At 50.2% G+C, this 22,464-nt stretch carries 20 protein-coding genes; 7 read left to right on the forward strand and 13 right to left on the reverse strand.

Going from position 1 to position 22,464, the window contains the following annotated elements:
- Nucleotides 1-92: 92 nt before the first annotated feature.
- Both MGLY_RS01835 and MGLY_RS01840 read left to right on the forward strand, forming a co-directional pair.
- On the forward strand, nucleotides 93-689 hold the full coding sequence (locus tag MGLY_RS01835) for a DUF4912 domain-containing protein (protein WP_170290879.1): 597 nt from the start codon (nucleotides 93-95) through the stop codon (nucleotides 687-689).
- 113 nt (nucleotides 690-802) lie between these two features.
- Nucleotides 803-2,389 carry a glycoside hydrolase family 57 protein gene (locus tag MGLY_RS01840; RefSeq protein ID WP_156271473.1) on the forward strand — a complete coding sequence of 529 codons (1,587 nt, stop codon included), beginning with the start codon at nucleotides 803-805 and terminating at the stop codon, nucleotides 2,387-2,389.
- Between the two features lie 113 nt (nucleotides 2,390-2,502).
- Here the strand turns inward: MGLY_RS01840 and MGLY_RS01845 are convergent, their stop codons facing one another.
- A complete protein-coding gene (locus MGLY_RS01845; protein ID WP_156271474.1) occupies nucleotides 2,503-3,168 on the reverse strand; it encodes a superoxide dismutase in 666 nt (221 codons plus the stop codon).
- 113 nt (nucleotides 3,169-3,281) lie between these two features.
- A complete protein-coding gene (locus MGLY_RS01850; RefSeq protein WP_156271475.1) occupies nucleotides 3,282-4,193 on the reverse strand; it encodes a radical SAM protein in 912 nt (303 codons plus the stop codon).
- 155 nt (nucleotides 4,194-4,348) lie between these two features.
- On the opposite strand from MGLY_RS01850, the gene hepT reads away from it, so the two are divergent.
- Together hepT and MGLY_RS01860 are read left to right on the forward strand one after the other, a co-directional pair.
- Nucleotides 4,349-4,804, forward strand: a complete 456-nt coding sequence (gene hepT, locus MGLY_RS01855; RefSeq protein WP_156271476.1) for a type VII toxin-antitoxin system HepT family RNase toxin — start codon at nucleotides 4,349-4,351, stop codon at nucleotides 4,802-4,804.
- Complete coding sequence (locus tag MGLY_RS01860; RefSeq protein ID WP_156271477.1) at nucleotides 4,791-5,219, forward strand: nucleotidyltransferase domain-containing protein; 429 nt, start codon at nucleotides 4,791-4,793, stop codon at nucleotides 5,217-5,219. Before hepT ends, MGLY_RS01860 begins: the two co-directional genes overlap by 14 nt.
- Nucleotides 5,220-5,345: 126 nt before the next feature.
- On the opposite strand, the gene MGLY_RS01865 is transcribed toward MGLY_RS01860, so the two are convergent.
- The 11 genes from MGLY_RS01865 to MGLY_RS01915 form a co-directional block, all read right to left on the reverse strand.
- Nucleotides 5,346-6,455, reverse strand: coding sequence for a M24 family metallopeptidase (locus MGLY_RS01865; protein ID WP_156276112.1), 1,110 nt, complete (start codon nucleotides 6,453-6,455; stop codon nucleotides 5,346-5,348).
- Nucleotides 6,456-6,525: 70 nt separating this feature from the next.
- Nucleotides 6,526-7,857 (reverse strand): L-fucose/L-arabinose isomerase family protein, encoded by a 1,332-nt coding sequence (locus MGLY_RS01870; RefSeq protein WP_156271478.1) that lies wholly within the window; start codon nucleotides 7,855-7,857, stop codon nucleotides 6,526-6,528.
- Nucleotides 7,858-7,890: 33 nt separating this feature from the next.
- On the reverse strand, nucleotides 7,891-8,772 hold the full coding sequence (locus tag MGLY_RS01875; RefSeq protein WP_211662013.1) for a carbohydrate ABC transporter permease: 882 nt from the start codon (nucleotides 8,770-8,772) through the stop codon (nucleotides 7,891-7,893).
- Nucleotides 8,773-8,872: 100 nt separating this feature from the next.
- Nucleotides 8,873-10,138 carry an ABC transporter substrate-binding protein gene (locus tag MGLY_RS01880; RefSeq protein ID WP_156271479.1) on the reverse strand — a complete coding sequence of 422 codons (1,266 nt, stop codon included), beginning with the start codon at nucleotides 10,136-10,138 and terminating at the stop codon, nucleotides 8,873-8,875.
- 135 nt (nucleotides 10,139-10,273) lie between these two features.
- Entirely contained in the window at nucleotides 10,274-11,431 is a 1,158-nt protein-coding gene (locus MGLY_RS01885) for an anaerobic glycerol-3-phosphate dehydrogenase subunit C (RefSeq protein WP_277997916.1), read from the reverse strand.
- Nucleotides 11,432-11,451: 20 nt separating this feature from the next.
- Complete coding sequence (gene glpB / locus MGLY_RS01890) at nucleotides 11,452-12,717, reverse strand: anaerobic glycerol-3-phosphate dehydrogenase subunit GlpB (RefSeq protein WP_246187460.1); 1,266 nt, start codon at nucleotides 12,715-12,717, stop codon at nucleotides 11,452-11,454.
- The gene (locus tag MGLY_RS01895; protein WP_156271482.1) at nucleotides 12,707-14,227 is read right to left on the reverse strand and encodes an FAD-dependent oxidoreductase; all 1,521 of its coding nucleotides are present in this window, start codon (nucleotides 14,225-14,227) and stop codon (nucleotides 12,707-12,709) included. Before MGLY_RS01895 ends, glpB begins: the two co-directional genes overlap by 11 nt.
- A gap of 12 nt (nucleotides 14,228-14,239) precedes the next feature.
- Nucleotides 14,240-15,727, reverse strand: a complete 1,488-nt coding sequence (glpK, locus tag MGLY_RS01900) for a glycerol kinase GlpK (RefSeq protein ID WP_156271483.1) — start codon at nucleotides 15,725-15,727, stop codon at nucleotides 14,240-14,242.
- A gap of 23 nt (nucleotides 15,728-15,750) precedes the next feature.
- Nucleotides 15,751-16,755, reverse strand: a complete 1,005-nt coding sequence (locus MGLY_RS01905; RefSeq protein WP_170290881.1) for a Gfo/Idh/MocA family protein — start codon at nucleotides 16,753-16,755, stop codon at nucleotides 15,751-15,753.
- 28 nt (nucleotides 16,756-16,783) lie between these two features.
- Complete coding sequence (locus MGLY_RS01910; RefSeq protein WP_156271485.1) at nucleotides 16,784-17,662, reverse strand: sugar phosphate isomerase/epimerase family protein; 879 nt, start codon at nucleotides 17,660-17,662, stop codon at nucleotides 16,784-16,786.
- A gap of 259 nt (nucleotides 17,663-17,921) precedes the next feature.
- Nucleotides 17,922-19,268, reverse strand: a complete 1,347-nt coding sequence (locus tag MGLY_RS01915; protein WP_156271486.1) for an IS1380 family transposase — start codon at nucleotides 19,266-19,268, stop codon at nucleotides 17,922-17,924.
- 245 nt (nucleotides 19,269-19,513) lie between these two features.
- Between MGLY_RS01915 and MGLY_RS01920 the strand changes: the two genes are divergently transcribed.
- The 3 genes from MGLY_RS01920 (at nucleotide 19,514) to MGLY_RS01930 (ending at nucleotide 22,413) form a co-directional block, all read left to right on the forward strand.
- Nucleotides 19,514-20,359: a class II fructose-bisphosphate aldolase gene (locus MGLY_RS01920; protein WP_156271487.1), complete on the forward strand. Its 846-nt coding sequence runs from the start codon at nucleotides 19,514-19,516 to the stop codon at nucleotides 20,357-20,359.
- Between the two features lie 423 nt (nucleotides 20,360-20,782).
- Nucleotides 20,783-21,538: a GntR family transcriptional regulator gene (locus MGLY_RS01925; protein WP_156271488.1), complete on the forward strand. Its 756-nt coding sequence runs from the start codon at nucleotides 20,783-20,785 to the stop codon at nucleotides 21,536-21,538.
- A gap of 50 nt (nucleotides 21,539-21,588) precedes the next feature.
- On the forward strand, nucleotides 21,589-22,413 hold the full coding sequence (locus MGLY_RS01930; protein ID WP_156271489.1) for a sulfite exporter TauE/SafE family protein: 825 nt from the start codon (nucleotides 21,589-21,591) through the stop codon (nucleotides 22,411-22,413).
- Nucleotides 22,414-22,464: the final 51 nt, after the last annotated feature.

Genomic DNA, 22,464 nt, shown 5'->3' on the forward strand with positions numbered 1-22,464 from the left:
TTAACGGCAATAAAGTACAGGTAAGTGGATATACTAAGCGATGAGTTTAACGGTCCTTTAGCATTATTCCACCAGAGAGCGGGGATTATTGCATGCTAGCCTTGATTGCCCTGTTAATCATAGCCATCCTGGCCGGGGCGCTCTTCTGGTACCGGCGCTGGCAGGCCGCCCGCCCGGCCACCAAACCCCTGCCAGCCCCGGCACCGGCAGGCCGGGAGTTACCGGCAAAATATGGTAAAGATGAAGTTGTCCTCATGGTCAAGGACCCCTACTGGCTCTATGCCTACTGGGAGTTAAGCGATGCCAAAAAGGAGGAGCTCAAGCGCCGCTTTGGCCCGGGTGCCTGGGAAAAGTCCCGGCCTTTACTCAGGGTTTACGACCTTACCAGCCAACCCTATGATTTTCTCCAGGCACCCTTTTTTGAAATTGCCATTACGGATATGGCCGACAACTGGTATATCCATACCGGTAAACCATCCAGCACCTTTTGCGTTGACCTGGGACGCTGGTTTCCGGAATATGGTTTTGTTACCATAGCCCGGTCCAATATCGTCACTACCCCGGCCGATAAACCCAGCAGCGTTATTGACCCCTTATGGCCGCCCCTGGAAGCCTGCTGGCAGGCGTTGGAACGTTACGGTAAGGCCAGGGGTTTCAGCTCTCCCCAGCTGGTGAAAACACAAAAATAAGGACGGGGCCCCTCAATAAGGACCCGTCCCTATTACATAGAAGTCTTTTATCCTTTTGATGACCAGGTTCGCTAACCTTCGCTAAATAACTGTACCATGAAAGGAAGAAACTTATGCCCCGTGGTTATGTCGCCCTGGTTTTACACGCTCATTTACCCTACGTCCGGGATACGGAAGACGACTTTTCCCTGGCCGAAAAATGGTTCCACGAAGCCGTCACCGAAACCTATATCCCTTTGATTCATGTCTGCCAGCGTCTCAACCGGGACCGGGTACCCTATAAATTAACCATTTCTTTAAGCCCGCCGCTGACATCAATGATGGCCGATAACCTGGTCCAGGAGCATTACCGCCGTTACCTGGAACGCCTGCGGGAGCTGGCCGCCAGGGAGGTCTGGCGCACCAGGAGCGACCCGCGCTTCCACCTGGTGGCCCGCATGTACCAGGACCTTTTTGAACATATCTACCGTACTTACCTGGCTTATGACGGCAACCTGATCAATGCCTTCCGGGAACTCCAGGACAGCGGCCGGGTGGAAATAATCACCTGCGCCGCCACCCACGGCTACCTGCCGCTCATCGGCCTGCAGCGGGAAGTGGTCCGGGCCCAGGTAGAGGTGGCCGTCAACAACCATCGCCGCCTCTTCGGCCGGCCGCCGGCGGGCCTGTGGCTGCCCGAATGTGCCTATAACCCCGGCGATGATGCCATTTTAAGGGATTACGGCCTTAAATACTTCTTTGTCGACGCCCACGGCCTCCTTTACGCCACGCCGCGGCCCCGCTACAGCATTTTTGCCCCCGTCTACACCCCGGCAGGGGTTGCTGCCTTCGGCCGCGACCTGGAGTCTTCGGAGCAGGTGTGGAGTGCCCAGGAAGGCTACCCCGGGGATTTCGATTACCGGGAGTTTTACCGGGATATTGGTTATGACCTGGATTTTGAGTATATCAAGCCCTACATCCATCCTTCCGGCCTCCGGGTGGATACGGGGATGAAATACTACCGCATCACCGGCAAGTCCAACTATAAGGAGCCCTATGTCCCGGAATGGGCGATTTTTAAAGCCCACATCCATGCCGGCAACTTCTTATTTAACCGGGAACACCAGATTAACTACCTGGCCGGTTACATGGACCGGCCGCCCCTCATTGTCTGCCCCTATGACGCTGAGCTTTTCGGCCACTGGTGGTTCGAAGGTCCCCAGTTCCTGGAATCCCTTTTCCGCCAGGTGGCAAATCTGGCCCACCAGCCCTTCACCTTTATCACCCCGAGCGAGTACCTGGAGCGTTTCCCTGTCAACCAGCCAGCCACGCCCTGCATGTCCAGCTGGGGGAATAACGGTTATAACGAGGTCTGGCTGGAGGGTTCCAACGACTGGATTTACCGCCATCTCCACCACGCCGCTGACGAGATGATCCGCCTGGCCAACCAGTACCAGGACGCCGCAGGCCTGCTGCTGCGCGCCTTAAACCAGGCCGCCCGGGAACTCCTGGTGGCCCAGAGCAGCGACTGGGCCTTCATCATGAAAACCGGCACCATGGTAGATTACGCCGTTGGGCGGACGAAAAAACACCTGCTGAATTTCTGGGATCTTACGCGGGCAATTGATAGTAACGACCTGGACCCGGAGAAGGTGCAGGCTATGGAGGAAGGTAATAATATATTCCCGGATCTAAACTACCGGGTCTTCGCCAGCAGGTAGGGTAGGGGACCCAGATCTTATGCAGGCTGGCTTTTACCCAGGATAGCCGGCCTTATTATATTTGATACACACATGCCGCCGGCGCGGCACCAGCAGAAGGATTAGAATTATTATTATAATAAGGTTAAGGGTATTCTAGCCGCAAGAGCCATCTGCAGGCGCTTTTCCACTTCCGCCCAGTTCACCAGTTGCCACCAGGCCTTAACATAGTCGGCGCGCCGGTTCTGGTAGTCCAGGTAATAGGCGTGTTCCCACACATCCAGCACCAGGATGGGGATGCCACCCCACTGGGTCTTCTGGTGCTTCTCTGCTGTCAGGATTTCCAGACGACTCCAGGCCGGCTGCCAGATTAAAATCGCCCAGCCGGAGCCTTCCACATCAATAGCCGCTTTCATTAACTGCTCCTGGAAGGCCGTCATGCTACCAAAATAACTGTTTATTTTCTCCCGCAGTAAACTCCCTGGCCCGCCTCCCGCCCACGGGCTCATCACCGTCCAATAGATGCTGTGCAGAATATGGCCCGAACCGTGAAACGCCAGCTCCCGCTCCCAGTGCTTCACCAGGGCAAAGTCCCCTTTTTGCCGCGCTTCAACCAGCTTTAACTCCGCTTTGTTGAGCCCCTCGACATAAGCCAGGTGATGGCGGTCATGGTGGATGCGCAGTTGCCTTTCGCTGATTACCGGTTCTAAAGCATTATATGGATAAGGCAGGGGCGGTAACTGGTGACCGCCCGGGGGCACCACCGGCCATAACGGCCAAAAATTTTGCACTTCTACCATGCCAAATCCTCCCGGAAATTGTTTCCTTACATCCTATGCGTTTCCGGTCCGAGGTGGTATTAGGCCTACGCTGAGTAAAATCCTGAAAAAATAGGAACAAAATTGTAGGATAACTATTTGGCAAGGCGGAAATGGGGGCTGGCCCGGCGGGCTGCCTTTAAAGCCTCTTTAAACTCTTCTCTGGTAATCCGCCGGCTCAAAGGGCCATAGCGGTAGGCCTCGTAGGCCGGGTAATACTGGTTCATGACGTTAATGTAAGCATAGGGTGAGATTTCCCGGGCGATAAATTCCATGACCTCCTTCGTTCCGGCCAGGCCCCCCGGCAGGACCAGGTGGCGAATAATTAACCCTCGCCTCGCTATACCTTCTGCATCCACCTGCAGGTCGCCCACCTGGCGCTGCATTTCTTTGATAGCTTCCTTAGCCACCTGGGGATAATCCGGCACATGGGAAAGGCGTTTGCCAACCTCAGGATCAGCATACTTAAAGTCCGGCATGTAGATGTCTATAAGGCCGGCAATCTCCTCCAGGGTCGCCTTCTCTTCATAACCGCCACAGTTATAAACCAGAGGTAGCTTGAGGCCCGTTTCGGCGGCAATGGCCAGGGCGGCGATAATCTGGGGGACATAATGGGAAGGCGTCACCAGGTTGATGTTATGGCAGCCCCGGGCCTGTAAGGAGAGCATAATGCGAGCCAGCTTCTCCAGGGAAACCTTTTCGCCATGGTGCCCACGGCTGATATCGAAGTTCTGGCAAAAGACGCATGCTAAGTTGCAGTGGCTAAAGAAAATGGTCCCCGAGCCACCCCTGCCCACCAGGGGCGGCTCCTCGCCAAAGTGGGGGCCATAGCCGCCGATTTCCACCTCCCAGCCCGCCCGGCAAAAGCCCAGCTCCCCTTTTTGCCGGTTGACATGGCAATGGTGGGGACAAATAGTGCAATCCTTAAGGCGCTCCATAAGCCCGGCAGCCAGGTCCTTTAGCCTGCCGCTCCTGGAGCTATCCAGGTAACCCGGGTAGACAGCCATAAAGGTCCCCCTTAAAGTACTATTTCTTTGCTTAGGGTAACCTGAGTCTTATTTTTTAGCCCTGGCAAGAGGATTCCCAGTGGTAGGTTCTCGTCATAATATGGTAAAATAATTAAGGGACAAATATTTCGGTTTCAAAAGGGAGTTAAAGCCCTATGGTTTATAGGGATCTTAACATAGCCCGTCTCAGCCAAAAAGTTGCTGATATCAAGGATGCTTTGGCTGTGTTGCGCGATTATGCAGCCCGCAACGATGAGGACTTTTTAAACAATGCGGAAGCTATCAGGTCAGCCAAGTATGCTTTTATTATTCTTATCGAAGCGGCCACCAACATAGCCAATCATCTCTGTGCCAGGTTATTAAATCTAGCCCCAACCAGTTATGCCGAAAGTTTCTTATTGCTGGGGGAAAATAAGCTGATTGATGATGCTCTGGCTAAACGGCTGGGGAAAATGACCGGTTTTCGCAACCTTTTAGTGCACGGCTATGGAAAAATTGATAACAAAAAAATGCTCAAAACTATGCGTGAAGATTTGGGTGACCTCGATGCTTTCCTGGCCAGTTTACAAAACATAATTCAAAGGGAGAATAAACCGGATGAACTTAAATAGATATTCCTTTACCCGGGAAGAGAAAGAAGCCATTATCAAAATCATTAAGGCCTATTTAGCTAATATACCGTCCATAAAATTTGCCTATCTCCACGGATCGTTTTTAGGGGATTTACCTTCCCGCGACATTGATATAGCAATTTATTATGATCCTGCTCTTACCCCCAACGATCAACTTGATTTATCTTTAACTATTTCCTCAGAATTGAGTTTCAAGTTAAGGTTACCGGTTGATGCCCATAGTTTAAACGCAACTTCACTTTCTTTCGCTTATGAAGCTACTAAAGGTATGGTTATTATTTCCAATGATGAACAAGCGCGACTTGACTTTTTAGAAAACACCTGGATAAATTATTTTGATTTTGAACCTCTGATGCGGGAGGCCCTTTTTGACCTGCTGCGGTTAGGAAGTTAAAAGGAAAATGCCCGTCGGCTGGCTGCGGTTTCCCTAAAAATCGCTCCAGCAGCCAGCCGCCGGTATACATCCGCCAGACCCGGTTTTCTGCTAACCTTAAAGGCTCTTCTTAAGCATCACTGGCCCTTACCTCTCTAGAATAAGGGGTCGACTGACCTCTTGCCGTCCAAGCTCTAACGTTGCTACCGGCCACCATCCCGGCACTGAGGTTAAAAATTCCAGGCCACCTCCATCCTGCACCAGCACCGTGTCTTCACATTTGGTGCCCTGGACGGTAGGATTCCAGGCCAGCATCTGGTTGGGCTGGATAGTTTCTCCGCCACCTTCGCCGGCCCGGTATTCCCGGGGCGCGTAGCCAATGGCTCCCCCCTGGTGATGGCGCTGCCACTCGTCCGGGAAACCGGCTGCAGCATAAGCCTCCCGACCCTGGTCAAAGATGAACTGGCTGCCGGCACCAACTTTACTAGCCTGCAAGAAGGCTGCTTCTACCTTTAAAGCCACATCATATAACCGGCGCAAGTGTTCCGGTAGCCGGCCAAAATAGACCGACCTGGTCAGGGCCAAATGCAGGCCGTCTTTTTCGCCCACCAGGCCGATGATGGCATATTTATCCAGCCTTTTGTCCGTTGGTACAGGATGGCGGTGCTTAAAGGCACGTTCATCAGTACCTACCAGCAATACAGCCGGCCGTACGCCATACTTGATGAGACGGTAAGATAGCTCGGCCTGGACCTCCCATTCCGTCATTCCCGGGCTTATATTAACGCAGGTGGCGGCCAGCTCCCTGGAACAAATCGCACCTATTTCCCTGGCCCGGGCAATCTCCTCTCCCGTCAGGCTGTAGCGGAGCCGGTTGAGGTCGGCGCCCAGCACCGGCCAGCCGCCCATGGGTATATCGGTGCCAATCTTGCGGCTGCCAACGAGGTCCGCAATGGCCTTTTCCCTGCTCTCATACCATTCATAGGTCCAGGGCTCAAAGCCCAGATCGGGCACCTGCTCCTCCAGGAAACGCTCGATTTCATTTTTGGGGGCTACTATATACTTCCTGTCGCCCAGGATCACCAGGGCAGCGGCTCCCGTTTCCGAACCGGTCACGACGCGGTTATTACCTCCGCCTGTAAACCAGGCGAAATTGATGGCCCGGGAAAGGCAGACGCCATCCAGGCCCATCTTGGTGATTAAATCACTGATACGTTTTTCTTTTTGTGTTACTTCTTTCTGCCTGACGGCACTCATATAATTACACTCCCTCATCCTAATAAACTCAAAATAACGGCAAGTTTAAGGCTTGCCGTTACATGCGTTTCTATTCAAGAATCTCCAGTCCAACCAGTTTGCCCAGCTCTTTTAGTTCTAAACTATAATTGCCATATATTATAACGTAATGATGTTCTAGCCCTTTTTGTAAGAATTTGGCGATTAATTGCCTGACAGGTTGCTGCATTTTTACCAGCAAAGTATTGCCCTGAAAAAGGAGGCCGGCTTCTAATCCCTCTCCTTCAACAACCAAAAGGCGCAATCGCCCGTCAGGACCCGGGCTGAGACGCGTAATGGTGACCTCGCCTTCTTTTAAGGGAAAATTAACTGATAGCGCCATCTTTCGATTAGGATGCACGCCGGCTACCGGCACCACGTTACTCGCTGCTAGTGTGCGTGGGGCCGCCCCGCAGTGCCAGAAGGTTAAAGTGTCTTCCTCTTCATCACCAATAACCAGATCAGCAAAAAAAACCGGCTGGCCTGATAAAAATTGTCCTATGAGTATGGTAGCCGCACCGTTAACATCGGCCTCACAGGCAGCGCTGATACCGTCGTCATTCAACTGGCTTACTGCATAACACGCCGCACCGGCAAACTCTGTCATAAAAGCCGGCCAGCATTCGACAGCAACCGCATCATACCTGTTCTCTTTAATAATTTCCTTCAGGGCCAGGTAGGCTTGTAAAGACTTGTTTATTTCTCCTGCCGACCTCCCTGCCAGTCCGTCCAGGCCCTGTATCTTTTCTTTGGCGTGGTCCGGATTCATGCTGGCAGCAGCAGCAAAAACCTTATTTAAAGGGATATATTCTACTTTTATGCCAAGTTTAGCATAAAGATCGACTTCGTTAAAATTTGAGGCATAGAATCCGGCTGGACGGTTGCCTGCGACGCCAATTTTTTTGCCTTTCAGCCAAGCCATAGATGCAGCGGCACGCAAAAAGGCTACTACTTCTCTTACAGTTGCTGGGGAATCAATATCTCCATATACCGCTTTAAATTGCTTATTACCGGCCACCAGGGCGTTTGCTGCCAGGTTTAAACCGCATAATGAATTTAACCTCAATCTTTCACCGGTGGGTTGTTCTTTAACCGCCCAAATAACCATAGGCAGGTCAGTATTTTCCCTTAAGGTAAGAATTATGGAAGCATCACAAAAAGTACCCTGAAAGACTACTATGGCCTGGAGGTTGTGGCCATGAATTTTGGTGAACGCAATTTCTACTTCCTCGGGAGTTGTAATGGGCTCTTCTACCGCGAAGATATTTATGCCCTGCTGCTCTAAAATTCTTAAGGCAGCGCGATAATGTTTTTGGGCCAGGGTAATATCAAATTGGGGCCTCCCCAGCATAATTACTCCCACGTTTATACCTGTGGCTACCATAAATCTATCCTTCCTCCGGTACAATTAAATATCTTATCCCTCATACGTGACTTTGCTGGCGTCCAAGATCCTGAACTGCAAAATGGTGATTACCGCAATGATTATCATATAAAGCACGGCTGAAGCGGCGGCATAGCCAAATTTAAAGTTATTAAAGGCCTCATGATAAATGAATAATGATAAAATCTCCGTAGCATAGGAAGGCCCGCCATTTGTCATGGCTAAAATCAAGTCAAAGGCCTTGAAGGATTGCAGGGTAGTATAAGCGACGACAATCGTAGCCGAAGGAGCCAACAGAGGCCAGGTGACCTTGGTAAAAGTCTGCCATTTACTGGCTCCTTCGATCCTGGCAACCTCGTATAAGGATTGGGGAATAGAGTTGAGGCCGGCAATAAATATAGTCATTACCTGTCCCGTATGGGCCCATACCTGGACAAAAGCCAGGCTATATATAGCGATATTTTTATCACCCAGCCATGACTTAATGAAGGAACCAAGGCCAATCCTGGTTAAAAATAAATTCAAGGAACCAAGACTCGGATCATAAACAAAAATCCAGATAAAGGCTACAGAAACTGAGGCGATAATAGTTGGCAAGAAAAACAATGCGCGATAAAAAATATTGAGCCTTGTGTTTTTAGCTAGGATAGTAGCAAAAATCAAGGAGAATAGTGTTTGAAAAACAACCACGAAGAGCATATATTTTATGTTGTTGCTAAAAGCCTGCCTAAAGATTTGATCATCTACTATCAGGGTCTTGAAGTTGTTCAGACCAACCCAGGAAAAATTAGGTGCAATCCCGTTCCAGTTGGTGAAGCTTAGACCTAAAACCGATAGCAAAGGGATAACAAAAAATATTACATACAGAGCTAGTCCCGGGACAACAAACAGGAATAAACCCCGATATTTCCTCATAAAACAATATATCCTCCCATAAAAAAATGGGGAAATATAGAGAGAAGAGGGCCATCTCTTCTCTCTATATTTCTATAATATTTCTATATGGCATTGGTTTTTATTGTTTCTTGACAACCATATCTACGGCCTTCTGGGCTTTAGCAGCAGCATCTTCAGGCGACATACCACTTAAAACATCCGCTATTGCATTGGTGACCGCAGTTTCTACTTCTCGCACCGTAATCATATAACGTGGTTGGAATAAAGTCTTTTTTGAGAGCCACTTGGATTGCTCGGTTAACTCGGGAGAATCATATTTGACGTTATTAACAGTTAAAAGCTGCCCGGTAGCGTTGGCATATTGACTGGCAATATCCGGCCGGAAGAGATACTCCAGGAATTTCTTGGCGGCCTCGATATTTTTAGACTTGCTGTTGATGCCTAACATGAAAGTAGCGGTATGAATACCTTCATATTTCATTTGATCGGCCGGTACAGTTATAGGGGCCAGCAGACCCTGGTGTATATTAGGATTTTGTTGTTTGATGGTAGCCATCATATAGGATCCCTGGGCTAACATAGCGCCCTTACCCTGGGCAAACAGGGCTGCAGCCCCGGCTTTTTTGGTTCCTAATACATCCTTCTGGAAATAACCTTTGTCATTGAGTTCTTTGAATTGTTTCAAGGTAGTAACAAACCAGGGATCAGTTAGCTTGGCTTCGCCCTTCTGGACTTTACTTAATGTATCTCCAGACGGCATATTATTCATTAGCATGGGATTAATAAATTGGCCAAAACCAATCTCACTGTCCAGGATAATTGGTGTAATGCCGTTATCTTTTAATTTCTGACATAGAGCCAAAAATCCTTGCCAGTCCTTCGGGGGTTCCAAATTATACTTTTGAAAAATGTCTTTGTTGTAAACAGGAATATTATAAACTAACTGGTAAGGAATTGCATATTGTTTGCCATTAATCTGCCCGGGTTTCAAAAGCTCGGGATTGAAATTACCCAAAAAGCTCGAGCCGCTTAAATCAACATAGGCATTGGCGGAGGATAAAGCAGCAAAATCGCTGCCCGGCATAGTAGCGAAAATATCCGGCCCTTCTCCGCCTTGTAACTCTGCCTGTATCTTGGTCCGGTACTGCTCTGAAGTTTCAACACTCTGGTTCACAACTATATTGGGATTTTCCTTTTGAAATTGCTGGATAATTTTGTTGAAGGCTTCCAGGTCCTCCCCACGCCAGTGGGCGAAACGAATAGTCACCTTCTCTTGCCCGGCCGCCTTTTGCCCTTCACTCGAATTTTTGGCTCCTCCACACCCGGCCAGGATAAGACTGGCAATAATAAACATTGACAGCGCGACGGCAATTCTTTTTTTCATTCTTCAGCCCTCCTAAAGATTAATAATCTCTGTCACTATCTCTAACAAGCTACTGAAAATAATTGTTTCTCAATTATCACCCCCTAAAATTATATATATATATATTTATAATTGTAAACTAAAGTGTTTCAATTGTCAATGAGCCAGGGACTTTTCTATGAGTTGAACCGGATGTAATACCTGGTAGCCCGTGCCGTGTTCAATTTGTAGTTTGCACATCCCGCAGTCGGTTATTACATATCGATAACGGCTTTCTTTAATCGACCTGAACAACTCGCTACCCATATCCAGGGACAGGTTATATTTTTCTTTTTTATAGCCGAAGGTACCGGCCATACCGCAGCACCACTCGTAGTTAATCAAAAGATTATCTGTCCCCTCCATCATCCTGGCAAATGGCAGGCCTATACTTTGGGCTTTAAGATGGCAGGGTACATGATAATAAACACCTCCTTCTATTGGAGACTTGGCTTTGATACCTTCCGCTTCCAATAACTCGCCTACATCCCAAACACCTGCAGCTAATCTCTGGCTGCCTTCGATGGCAAAGATTTCTTTATATTCTTCTTTCAACGCCAGGGCACAACTGGGGCAACTGGTGACGACTTTGTAACCTTTATCCAGATAAGCCAGTAATCTTGCCACGTTTATTTCTGCCAGGCGCCGCGCTTGCTTTAAAAAACCATTGCTCAATAAAGGCGTCCCACAGCACTTTAAGGGTGCTATCTCCACCTGATAATCTGCATGTTGGAGAAGCTTAATAGTCGCCCCGGCTACCCCCGTATCAAAGTAAGACGCATAGCAACCTATAAAATAAACGGCTTTTTTAGCTGATGGTTTATCACCGGCTACAACTTTAATCCGGCGCCGATCATACATGGGCAGGGGACGCTGCCCGGTAATACCCACATTTTCGAACAATCCTCGCAACAGTCCGGCTTGTAAAAAAGTATTCGTTAACGGCGCCAGGGTTTTACCTAAACCGCCGAAGATATAAATATTTGCCAGGAACCAATCTCTAGCTCTATCCTTTAGGGGTAAAACCAAACTTGATTTATGTTTTAAATTAAAGTAAGCCGGTTTTACCCCATGGGGGCAGGCCAGGTTACACTGCTGGCAGTTTGTACAGTATGATAATTCCTGGATAGCTTTATAATCCCCGGCATTTCCCCCGACCAACCACTGGCGTTCCAGTTCCGGGCCCAAATATTTAGGGCCGGGGAAGTTGATTTCTTTTTTTATCACCGGGCACTGCGTATAGCATATGTTGCACTTCAAGCAAAAATCTAGCATTTTCTCTAGTTGTTTCACCCTTACGACCCCCGCGCAGCCAATGCTCCTGCTAAATATCCTGTTACTAAAGCGACCCCATTCCCGCTTTTTTCAGCGAAGGGATCGTACCCGTAAAGGTTGCGCCCGGCAATGAATACATTGCGATATAGTACCCGGTCTTGTTGATCCTTCGGTTGAAGCCTTGGGGTAACCCTTAAACCGGCATAAGCATACGGCTGATTTGCAAAGAAATCTTCGTCGTGAACCCTTATATCGCCGTGGACAGGGAGGTTAAAAACCCGCTCTTCGGCATCTGTGACCCCCACCTTAATTCCGCCACCGAGGACCCCACCGGTGGCTAAAATATAATTTCGTGCCCGGAAATATATCTCTCGACCATTAACGGCAACTGCAGTTACCCCCCGGCACTCCCCCGACGCTGTATCCACCTTTTTAATTTCGCAATTCCAATAGAACTCGACGTGCTTTCGCTGGAGATAGGCCAGGAGACCTTCTGCCAGGCGGAAACCCATAACCGAGGGCGGCAGGGTGGGGATCTCCATCACCGGACAATCCAGGGTTTCCTCAAAGGATGACAGCACCTCCGGCCACCGGTAAACACCCAATACCGACGGGATAACTAAAAGGGTACCCGGCTTGATTACCTTCTTCAGTTGTGCGATGGCCCTCTCCCTGATTTCCTTATTCTCGAGCATCAGGGCTACATCAAAACTGTTAATTTCTTTCGTGGTGATATTTATTCCTAATTCCAGCCATTTTGCTTCTATTTCGGTTGGCAGGTTGAATTGGCGGCATTGCTCCTGCAAATTTTCCGCAACTAAAAAGGGAAAAAAGTCTCCCTGCTCTTGAAAACCGGCTACCAGCACCTTCGGGTAATTTTCTAAATGGGGTTTTGCCGTACGGGGTACCATTGCCGTAGGTGCAATGGCCCCCACTGCCGTGGGTAATAACCTGTTTTGCTCCCAGGAACCGTAATAAGGGTAGCCAATTGCCGCCATCAAGTTGCTAAAATAAGCAAAGGCTTCACGAATAGTCTTTTCGCCGGCGATAGCATAGGGGTGCTCGGGTTCCCCGGTGATTAATTCTTGCAATGCCCGTGTAGTTTTCTTTAAAGGTTCTCGGGCAAGGCGGGGGTAATAACCAAGGAAGTCAATAAAACCCGCAGCAGCATAGAGATTCCCCTTGCCTTCCGCGATAACTGCGACTTTCTTATTGCGATCTGCTGCCGTTACGGCGGCCATTAGACCCGAAAAACCGGCACCAATTACCAGGACATCACACTGCATTGTTTTCACTTTCCAGCTTGGCTAGATTTAAAGTACCCAGGTATATGCCACGGGTAATTTCCATTTCTTGGGCCTGATCGCCCCATAAAACAAAGCGATTACCTTTCCACCTTTCCTGGATATGCTCTTTTAACAGCCTGGCGGCTTTTGCCGCTGTAACGGTCGCATTACCATGATAATAGCCGGCTGCTTTGAAAGTACAGAAGGTTCCCTGGCAAGGTCCCATGCCCAGGCGCGTCAGGCGGCGCACATCATTAAAGGTGAAGTATGCCTTTTCTTTCACGGCCTCAGTTAACATTTCTGCAGTCACCATTTCACATTGGCAGAGGAAGCTATACGATTTCTGCCTTGCTTTAATTGCGTCGGCATCATAGGGTATAACGTCAGTCATACAATTTCGTTCTATGCCGAGCTTTTTACAGGCCATATCTGCGGCCACCTGAGCCATCAAGCGAAAGGTGGTTAGCTTCCCCCCAGCTGCCGAGATCAAGCCATGCACGCCGTCTACCTGTTCATGATCGATAACGGAAAAATCTCTGGTCGCCTGGCGCCCGGTCTCACCGGCATCACCCTGGTAAATCGGGCGCACCCCGGCAAAGGCCCGGATTAAACGCCTCTCCCTTAAACCGGGGAAAATCCTTGCGCCTTCATCCAATAGTTTGCTCACTTCCCGGAGTGTCACCTGATGGTCGTCGGGAGAGGGAACTATTACCGATGTTGTCCCGAAAATAGTTACGTTCCCGTGGGGTACGAATATATCGCCGTCGCCTGGAGGCCGCAGCCTGTTGATCACCCTGCCGCAGAGGCGGTGGCTGAACACCAGCAGGGCGCCTTTATCGTGGATTATATTCAATTTAATCCCAGCCATGGCGGCAATACACCCCGCCCAGGAACCGGCAGCATTAACCACTACCTGGCAGGCGACAAACTCCTCCTGGCCGGTTACCTGGTTCTTAAGATAAACGCCGCGAACAGAGCCGTTTTTTAATTCCAGCCCGGTTACCAGGGTGTAAGTTTTAACCTTCGCCTCAAGCCTTGCAGCGGAACGAGCATTGGCTTCTACCAACTTGAACCCGTCGATGGCTGCATCGGGTACGAGAAAAACCCTCTTTATTTCCGGGTTCAGCAACGGTTCCTTTTTTAGCGCCTCTTTTACAGGTACTTCCTTAATGCTTATACCTGCAGCCTGGCATCGAGCAGTCCATGTCGCTATATAGTCATCGTCATCTTCAGGAGTTGCAACGAAGTAGCCGCCTGTATCCGCAATAAATTCCCCGGCCACCCTTTTTAAAATCGCATTTTCCCGGGCGCACTCGGCGGCAGCATGGGGGTCATTCACAGCATACCTGGCGCCACTATGCAGCAGCCCGTGGAATCTACCGCTTGTACCGCTGGCCAGGCCATCTTTCTCGACCAGCAGGCAGCTCACGCCCCTTAGGGCCAGGTCCCTTAAGATACCCGTTCCGGTAGCGCCGCCGCCGATAATTACTACTTGAAAATCATCCTGCATTTTTACCGACCTCTAGGCCCAATCTTTCGCCCTTGCTACCGCCTTTTCCCAGTTCCTGTATAAAACTGCCGCTTTATCAAGGGACATCCTGGGTGTAAAGGTTCTATCCACTTGCCATTTATTCTTTATCTCCTCCAGGCCCGAATACACACCTGCACCTAGTCCCGCGAGAAAAGCGGCGCCCAGGGCGGTCGTCTCGTTTACCTTCGGCCTGTCTACAGGTATCTGGATTAAATCCGCCTGGAACTGCATTAAAAAGTTGTTTTGGGCCGCACCCCCGTCAATGCGCATCCCCTGCAGTACAATACCGGTATCTGAAACCATAGCATCAAGGACAGCCTTTGTTTGATAGGCTATGGCTTCCAGGGCGGCCCTTACCAGGTGATATTTATTAGCGCCCCTGGTAAGGCCGCATATTGTGCCCCTGGCATACATATCCCAGTAAGGCGCGCCCAGGCCGACAAAGGCAGGTACGAAGAAAACGCCGTTGGTGTCCTCCACCCGCAAGGCATATTCTTCCGATTCTGCGGCGCTGGCAATCAGTCCCAGTTCATCCCTCAACCATTGCACGACCGCCCCGGCTATGAAAACACTGCCTTCCAAAGCGTAATAAACCTCATTTCCTATCCCCCAGGCGATAGTTGATAACAGGCCCCGCTTGGAAACAGGAACCTCCGTGCCGGCATTCATTAAGATGAAGCACCCGGTTCCATAAGTGTTCTTCACCATTCCCGGGGTAAAACAACACTGCCCGAATAATGCCGCCTGCTGGTCACCGGCCATCCCCGTGACAGGCACAGGGACACCAAAAATGGCCCTGTCGGTTGTTCCGAAATAACCGCAGGAAGGTCGTACCTCCGGCAGGATGGTAGCGGGGATACCCAGCTCCCTGAGCAGGTCCTCTTCCCACTTTAATTCATGGATATTGAAAAGCATGGTCCGGGACGCATTGGAGTAATCGGTAGCATGGACCTGGCCGCCGGTTAACCGCCACAATAACCAGGAATCAATTGTTCCGCATAAAACCCTGCCCCTATCGGCCCCTTCTCTAATCCCCGGCACATTATCCAATAGCCATTTAATTTTCGTGGCCGAGAAATAGGCATCGATGACAAGACCCGTTTTTCCTTTAATTTCACCGGCCAGAGGGCTTCGCCGGAGTTCTTCGCATAAGGGAGCCGTGCGGCGGCATTGCCAGACGATAGCATTATATAAAGGCCGCCCGGTCTCTTTATCCCAGATTACTACCGTCTCCCTCTGGTTGGTAATACCAACGACGGCAATATCCCCGGGTTCAAGCCCCGCTGCCAGTATGGCCTGACGGGCAACTTCTAACTGGCTGCTCCATATTTCTTCCGGGTCATGTTCTACCCAGCCAGGACGGGGATATATCTGCCGTATTTCTTTACTAACCTTCTCGACGGGCCTTCCATCAGGGTCGAAAACAATCGCCCGCGAGCTGGTCGTGCCTTGATCCAGGGCCAGTAAAAACTTACGCATCCCGGTCCACCTCATCCGGCTGTTTAGAGTAGCGTGTTTAATCTCTCATATATAAAATCATCCATCTTGACGATCTGCCCGGTTTGAGCTGAATGGTTTGCCGCCAGGGTAACGGCCAGGGTTTTTATGGCGTCGCCGATAAGGCATTTAATCATGCCGGGATCATTGGCTTTAACTGCATCAACAAAAACATGATCGATATCCCCGGCCGGTGTATCAATGATTTCAACCTTATTGGGCGTAAATACTTGCAACGCCTTGGGAGTAAACCTGGTCATGATATCCTTTGCCGCAATATCTAAAACGATATTCTCCATAAAAGTCTGGGTGCCCATTTCTTTATAAAGGGCCAGGGTTCCTGTCACCGAAGCTACGGCCCCGCCTTTAAAGGTAAGGTTTACGGCATAACCGTCCCAGTTGTTAAAATCTTCGTCTTTACGGCAGTTCAGGGTGTAAGAAGCCTTTACGGTATCAACTTCCCCGGCTGCCAGGCGGCATAAATCAATCAGGTGCACAATCTGGTCAACAACCGGTCCCCCGCCAATATCTTTATCGGCGATATGGGGTACGGGAGGGATCGTCCAATACCAGTAAGCATTGAGCATAGCGACGGGTTTCCCGGCCAGCAGTTGGAGCATCTGCCGGACGGTTTCCCGGTAACGGTACATATGGCCGACGGTACAGATAATACCCGACTCCTCCACTTGCTTTTTCATCTCAAAAGCTACTTTAAGGTCCAGGGCAAGGGGCTTTTCCAGGAAGAGATGCTTCTTCCTCCGCGTTACCTCTTTGACCATCTCCGGGTGGGTGATTGTCGGGGTATTAATATAGACTGCATCCAGTTCTTCATTGTCCAGCATTTCTATATAATCACAGTAGGTTTTAGCTCCTACTTCCCGGGCCATTCTTAAAGCCCTGTCTTCGATTACATCACAAACAGCGGTAATGGCTACATCATCCCGGGTCACCAATTTGCTTTTATGCAGATTGCCCATTCTGCCGGCGCCGATCATGCCTATCTTTAACATTGACAAATAACCTCCCATCGCGTGCAGACTACACAAATTGTCTCAGGTGTTCTGCGGCCAGCAAAACGCCACGTATTACTTTGGCATCGGTTCCCGTCCATACCGGGTCTTCATGTTCAATGGTAATGGCCCCTTCATAGCCGATGTCATGCAAGGCGGAAATAAATTTCCCCCAATCTACATCTCCCTGACCTGGGATGCGATGCCGCCACCAGTTGTGGGGATAGGTATACATCCCTTGCCTTCTCTGAACATGGGGCAGCATTTCCGTATCTTTGGCCTGGGCCATAAAGATTTTATCTTTAAACTGCAAAACCGCATCTACATAATCAATACCCTGCCAGATTAAATGGGAGGGATCGATGTTAAGGCCCAGGTGTGATGACGGCAGCCGCTTGAAGATCTCTTCCCAAATTACAGGGGTTACGGCGATGTTGTATACCGGCGGCCAGAACTCAATCATGCCGCAGTTTTCAAAGCATAATTTGACACCGTTCTTTTCCGCCTCTTCGATAATGGGGGGGAATATCCTGCTTATTAGATCCAGGTTATCGCCAATATCCTTTAAAGGGTCCCTGCCGGTAAAGGTAGAAACCACCGGTACCCCCAGCTGTTTGGCCGCTTTTATTAATGTAAAGATATATTTTTTCGCCCGCTCCCTCTCTTCTTCGAGCGGCGATAAAAACGGCAAGGCACCATACATGATGTCGACGATTTGAATGTTATACTTTTCCGCCAACCCGCGTATTTCCTTCGTTTCTCCGGCAGCAACCCTCTCCCAGTCAATGAATTTGTAACGCGGGCCGCCATGGAGTTCCACCGCATTTAGTCCATTCTCACTCGCCCATTTAAAAGTCTTTTCTAGATCCCATTCCATAAAACAGCTATGGTATAAACCTACTCGCATCTCCAAGGGTTCCTCCTTTAAATTTTTACCTGAATCCGTGATAATAACAACTGGGTAGAACTCGCACTAACAGTAAATGGTATTAACAGTTATATTTAACATCTGCTGATACATTGAATTGGGTCTAAAGTTGATTATGTGGACGAAGGCTATTTACTCTTACCTTGGGTCCCCTGGATAAGGGAATAACAAAGTAGACCTCTCGTCCTAAGAGGCTTGGAGCCTGCTTATACAGCTAACTGGAGCTAGAAGTTCTGTATTAAGCCAACGCTTTATATAGGTACCGGAAAGCTGGATACCACGGGCTGTGCTGCCCAAATCGTAATTTGACCTGCCGGGCGTGGTGAACCAGCCGGGACGCTATGGTAATCAGGTTTTGTATAACGGTACGCAGCCGCCGGCGTTGAGCTTTCTTATTGCGCAGCGGTACCTCCTTTAGCGGGAGGCTAAACTGCCCCAGAAGCCTTAGAATGTTGTAGGCGAAAACACCCAGGTGTAGCACCAGGTCATTGGTGGCAAACTTGCCGCTGGGCAGCCGTTCCAGGTCTAAATCGTTTTTGATTTCACTGTGGAATTGCTCACTGGTGCCGTGGTCGTGGTAGAGGGTAATGATATCCTCCACCGGGTCGGGTAAAGTGGTCCAGTAGGTTTCGACCTCAATTTCCGGGACCAGGAGAAGCTGGCCGTTTCGTAATATCGTCCGCTCGGTGACCTTATACACCAGACGGACAGGGGTGTCAGCACCCTCGATTTTCACCATCTGGTGCCCCCGATAGACGGTTTTTCCCTCCCGTTCTAGGGTGGCGGTACCATTTTCCTTGGCAATGGCCAGCCAGGCCTCCGGCGTTTCCTTGCGCAGGTTACGCTTAATGATAAAATCGGCTTTGATTTCCGGGTCCAAACAGACCTGGAGATTATCCTGGCTGTCATTACCGCCATCCATCCGTACTAAAAGTGGCAGCGAAGTGATAGCGCGAGCAAAGGTTAGAGCTTGTCGCAGGAACTCCGGCGTCCCTTTTTGGCAATGCTGTTTCCCGGCCCGCAGTTCGGTATGGACGCAGTAGCCTTCCCTACCGAGGTAGGCGAAGATAGGCGCATAACCGTCGTAGCCCTTATAGGTCCTGGAAACACCCTCTTTCTTGGAATTTGAATTATCAAAGGGAGTAACATCAATATCCAAAGGGACATATTGGCGCTTTAGTTCCCTGGAACCCAGGGTAACAGGAGTTACCGGTGCCTTAAGTTTCTTAAGGAACCTGGCCGTTTCCTCGAGGATAATCTCCTGGTAGGGTACACTATGAGCTATCATATCCAGGCGCTGGCGCAGGGTAGGGCTTGAAGGCACATCCTGAATACCCAGCGCCGCAGCGAAGAAGGGGTCATCCCGAAAAAGCTCAATATGGTCAAAATCACTGCGACCCTGGCAAAGCAGGCCCACGTAAGAGGTGATAACATCCCCGTGAGAAATATCCGGAGAAGAAACACCAGGTATCCGGGTCTTATTTAGCCTGAGTTTCAGAGCAGTATGATCAATGATTTCCCCCACCAGAGCCAGTCCGGCAACGGGGGTAAGGTGTTCATCAGACTGTTCAATGATGAATTTCATGGCCGCACCTCGCAGGTGAACATGGATTCGTTTGCCATCCAGCCTATTATACCTTATTTTTCGCGAGGTTTTGAGCCATATCCAGATATTTTGTTATTGGGTTGTCACGGATTCAGGTTTTTATTAAAAGCCATAAGGGAGTGCCCCGTTCCTCTTTGTAATATTATATATTTGCGTCTTTACACTTTAATTATATTTTGTTAGTATTATTGCGTCAAGTAGTTTTTTAAAGGGAGGTTAAAAAAATGTTAACACCAGCTACTGAACTGTTAGGCCAGGCGCAAAGGGGGAACTATGCCATTGCCGCCTTTAATTTTCACAACCTGGAAATCTTGCAGGCCATAATCGAAACCGCAGAAGCTGAAAAAGCCCCGATAATCCTGCAGATCACGCCTGCCTACCTGGAGAAAATCGGGGCTACGGCCGCTGCCGCCATGGCCCGGGAAGCAGCAGCCGCCGCTAAAGTACCGGTAGCCCTGCACCTGGATCACAGCGACAATTTTAAATGGGTCGTCTGGGCCCTGGCCCACGGCTTTACCTCGGTTATGATTGACGCCTCTAAACTACCCCTGGCGGAAAATATCGCCCTCTCGCGGCAGGTGGCTGAGGCCGCCCATGCAGCCGGCGCTGCCGCCGAGGCCGAGCTGGGACATATCGGCGGGGTGGAAGATTCCGTGGACCGGGGCAGCGCGGTTGCCGGCCTGGCCGACCCGGGGGAAGCGGCGCGGCTGGTGCAGGAAAGCGGCATCGACGCCCTGGCCCCGGCCCTGGGCACCGCCCACGGCCTGTATACATCCCAACCTAAAATCGACTTCGAACGCCTGGATAAAATCCGCGCCCTGGTCCCGGTACCTCTGGTCCTCCACGGCGGTTCAGGCATACCTGATAATATGATCCGGGAGGCCATTGCCAGGGGGATCAGCAAGGTCAACATCGGCACGGAGCTCAAGGTCGCCTGGGCGGGAGCCATGAAGGAGGCCCTGGCGGCCGGCACAACAGAACCATGGCAGGCGGCTGTGAAAGCCAGGGAAGCCGTGCGCGAAGTGGTGAAGCACAAGATTCGCCTGTGCGGGTGCAGCGGCAGGGCTTAAAACCTTGTCACGGATATTTCATAACCTTGTACTCTATATCGCATTGTTTTTTAATTCCTTACATCTTGCATTTTATTTTTCTAGGTATTATACTGGTACTAACCAGCATACCTCAAAGGAGGAGGCTAAGCGTTCAGAATACTTCCTTCGTGGTCCCTATTAAATCATACTTTATCATCCATTTGTTCACAAAACGGAGTGGAAGCGGAGAGAAAGCGGAGAGAAACCGGAGCGCTCATTAAGTAACATTTAACTATTATCAAGGCATCCATATAGTTGCAGTGATATCACCGGCTTCTGCCGGTAGCGGGCGGCCGGGTCCGGTCGGTTGAACCGCCCTAGATGCAGCCGGAAAGCGAGCAGAAACAATGCCGGCAGGAAGTTATTTTGAACGCAGAAAAAGGGAGCTGAGGAGGCTTCCCCGTGCTTTACCCCGGCAGTGCCAAGCCATTATATGAACAACTAAAGGACATCCTCAAACAAAAAATTGCCAGCGGCGAATTTAAGCCCGGGGAAGCCTTGCCCGGCGAAAGGCAGTTAATGGAAACCTATAGTGTCAGCCGGGTTACCGTCCGGCAGGCCATCGCCGAACTGGTCAACGAGGGTTTATTATACCGCCAGCATGGCAAAGGCACCTTTGTCGCCCCCAAACGCATTGAACGCCCCCTGGCCCGGCTCCTGGGTGTGGCCGAAGAACTGACATTAGAAGGCCTGGACGTAGAAATTAAGGTTATTAAAACTGGCATCCAGGAATCCACACCTGAGATCCGCCAGGAACTCCAGCTAGCTGAAAACGAGCCCGTCTTTTGCGTCAGCCGTTTAATCACCGCCGCCGGGCAGCCGTTATTGCTGGATCATAGTTATTTCCCGCAGGCCATCGGGCAACTGCTCCAAAACCTCGACCTTTCGAAGGATCTTATTTATATCCAGCTCGAGCTCTACGGGTACAAAATCAGTAACGGCAAGCAAAGGATTAGCGCCGGGCGAGCCTCGCGCGAAGAAGCCAGGTATCTCCAATATAAGTCAGGTAGCCCCGTATTAATCGTCAAGCGTACCACCTACGTCGAAGGAGGGCTGCCCATTGATTTTTCCCATGCCATTTACCGGGGGGACCGTTACGAATATCACGTCAGCTTACAGAGGCACCCATTAGGTTTAGAAAATAAAAAAGGTAAATAAATCCTTAAAACCAGGTTTCCCGGGAGGTCCTTATTTTGGTCAGTCTTTCCATGGCACTACTGATTTTTACCGGTTCAATTCTTGCCGGTATAGTGGGAGCCCTGCTGGGTCTGGGTGGCGGGATTATCATCATCCCTGTACTGACCCTGCTCCTCAATATTGACATCCGTTATGCCATTGGCGCCAGCATCGTCTCCGTTATCGCTACTTCCAGCGGTGCGGCAGCGGCCTATATTCGTGACCGTATTACCAATATCCGCATCGGCATGTTCCTGGAAATGGCCACTACCACCGGGGCCATTACCGGAGCCTATTTAGGCGGTTTAATTAGCCCCCACTATCTTTATATCATTTTTGCCGTTGTCCTGGGCTATTCTACCCTGGCCATGTTTAAACGGCGCAACCTGGAACTGCCGGAAGGAGTCGTCGCCCATCCCCTGGCGAAAAAATTGAAATTAGAGGGGAGTTATTACGACCAGGTCCTGAACCGGCAGGTGGCCTATACTTCCACCGGGGTTTATGAGGGTTTCGGCATTATGTACGGGGCTGGCGTTATTTCCGGCCTGCTGGGCATTGGCAATGGCATCTTTAAGGTGATGGCCATGGATATGTTCATGAAATTGCCCATGAAGGTGTCTACCGCCACCAGCAATTTCATGATCGGCGTCACCGCCGCCGCCAGTGCCAGTATATACTTCGCCCGGGGCGATATCCACCCCGCCATTGCCGCACCCGTAGCCCTGGGCGTCGTTATCGGGGCCACCCTGGGCACCCGCCTCATGGTGCGCCTGCGCAACACCACCTTGAGAAAGATCTTTGTGCCGGTATTGCTCTATGTTTCCCTGCAGATGCTTTTGAAAGGGCTAAGAGGGTAAGAATAATTTCCTCAGGCCACCCACAAGTAAGCCTGAATAGAATTGAAAAAG

It is taken from the genome of Moorella glycerini (assembly GCF_009735625.1).
In the GTDB taxonomy this organism is placed as follows: Bacteria; Bacillota; DSM-521; order Neomoorellales; family Neomoorellaceae; genus Neomoorella; species Neomoorella glycerini.

Excerpts from the sequence above, each read along its gene's own strand:
- MGLY_RS01840 (WP_156271473.1), top strand. The coding sequence starts at position 803 with ATGCCCCGTGGTTATGTCGCCCTGGTTTTACACGCTCATTTACCCTAC.
- MGLY_RS01865 (WP_156276112.1), bottom strand. The coding sequence starts at position 6,455 with ATGAGTGCCGTCAGGCAGAAAGAAGTAACACAAAAAGAAAAACGTATC.
- glpB (WP_246187460.1), bottom strand. The coding sequence starts at position 12,717 with ATGCAGTGTGATGTCCTGGTAATTGGTGCCGGTTTTTCGGGTCTAATG.
- MGLY_RS01850 (WP_156271475.1), bottom strand. The coding sequence starts at position 4,193 with ATGGCTGTCTACCCGGGTTACCTGGATAGCTCCAGGAGCGGCAGGCTA.
- MGLY_RS01915 (WP_156271486.1), bottom strand. The coding sequence starts at position 19,268 with ATGAAATTCATCATTGAACAGTCTGATGAACACCTTACCCCCGTTGCC.
- MGLY_RS01875 (WP_211662013.1), bottom strand. The coding sequence starts at position 8,772 with ATGAGGAAATATCGGGGTTTATTCCTGTTTGTTGTCCCGGGACTAGCT.
- MGLY_RS01920 (WP_156271487.1), top strand. The coding sequence starts at position 19,514 with ATGTTAACACCAGCTACTGAACTGTTAGGCCAGGCGCAAAGGGGGAAC.
- MGLY_RS01905 (WP_170290881.1), bottom strand. The coding sequence starts at position 16,755 with ATGTTAAAGATAGGCATGATCGGCGCCGGCAGAATGGGCAATCTGCAT.
- MGLY_RS01910 (WP_156271485.1), bottom strand. The coding sequence starts at position 17,662 with ATGCGAGTAGGTTTATACCATAGCTGTTTTATGGAATGGGATCTAGAA.
- MGLY_RS01870 (WP_156271478.1), bottom strand. The coding sequence starts at position 7,857 with ATGGTAGCCACAGGTATAAACGTGGGAGTAATTATGCTGGGGAGGCCC.
- MGLY_RS01880 (WP_156271479.1), bottom strand. The coding sequence starts at position 10,138 with ATGAAAAAAAGAATTGCCGTCGCGCTGTCAATGTTTATTATTGCCAGT.
- MGLY_RS01860 (WP_156271477.1), top strand. The coding sequence starts at position 4,791 with ATGAACTTAAATAGATATTCCTTTACCCGGGAAGAGAAAGAAGCCATT.
- MGLY_RS01895 (WP_156271482.1), bottom strand. The coding sequence starts at position 14,227 with ATGCAGGATGATTTTCAAGTAGTAATTATCGGCGGCGGCGCTACCGGA.
- MGLY_RS01930 (WP_156271489.1), top strand. The coding sequence starts at position 21,589 with ATGGCACTACTGATTTTTACCGGTTCAATTCTTGCCGGTATAGTGGGA.
- MGLY_RS01845 (WP_156271474.1), bottom strand. The coding sequence starts at position 3,168 with ATGGTAGAAGTGCAAAATTTTTGGCCGTTATGGCCGGTGGTGCCCCCG.
- MGLY_RS01885 (WP_277997916.1), bottom strand. The coding sequence starts at position 11,431 with ATGCTAGATTTTTGCTTGAAGTGCAACATATGCTATACGCAGTGCCCG.
- hepT (WP_156271476.1), top strand. The coding sequence starts at position 4,349 with ATGGTTTATAGGGATCTTAACATAGCCCGTCTCAGCCAAAAAGTTGCT.
- MGLY_RS01835 (WP_170290879.1), top strand. The coding sequence starts at position 93 with ATGCTAGCCTTGATTGCCCTGTTAATCATAGCCATCCTGGCCGGGGCG.
- glpK (WP_156271483.1), bottom strand. The coding sequence starts at position 15,727 with ATGCGTAAGTTTTTACTGGCCCTGGATCAAGGCACGACCAGCTCGCGG.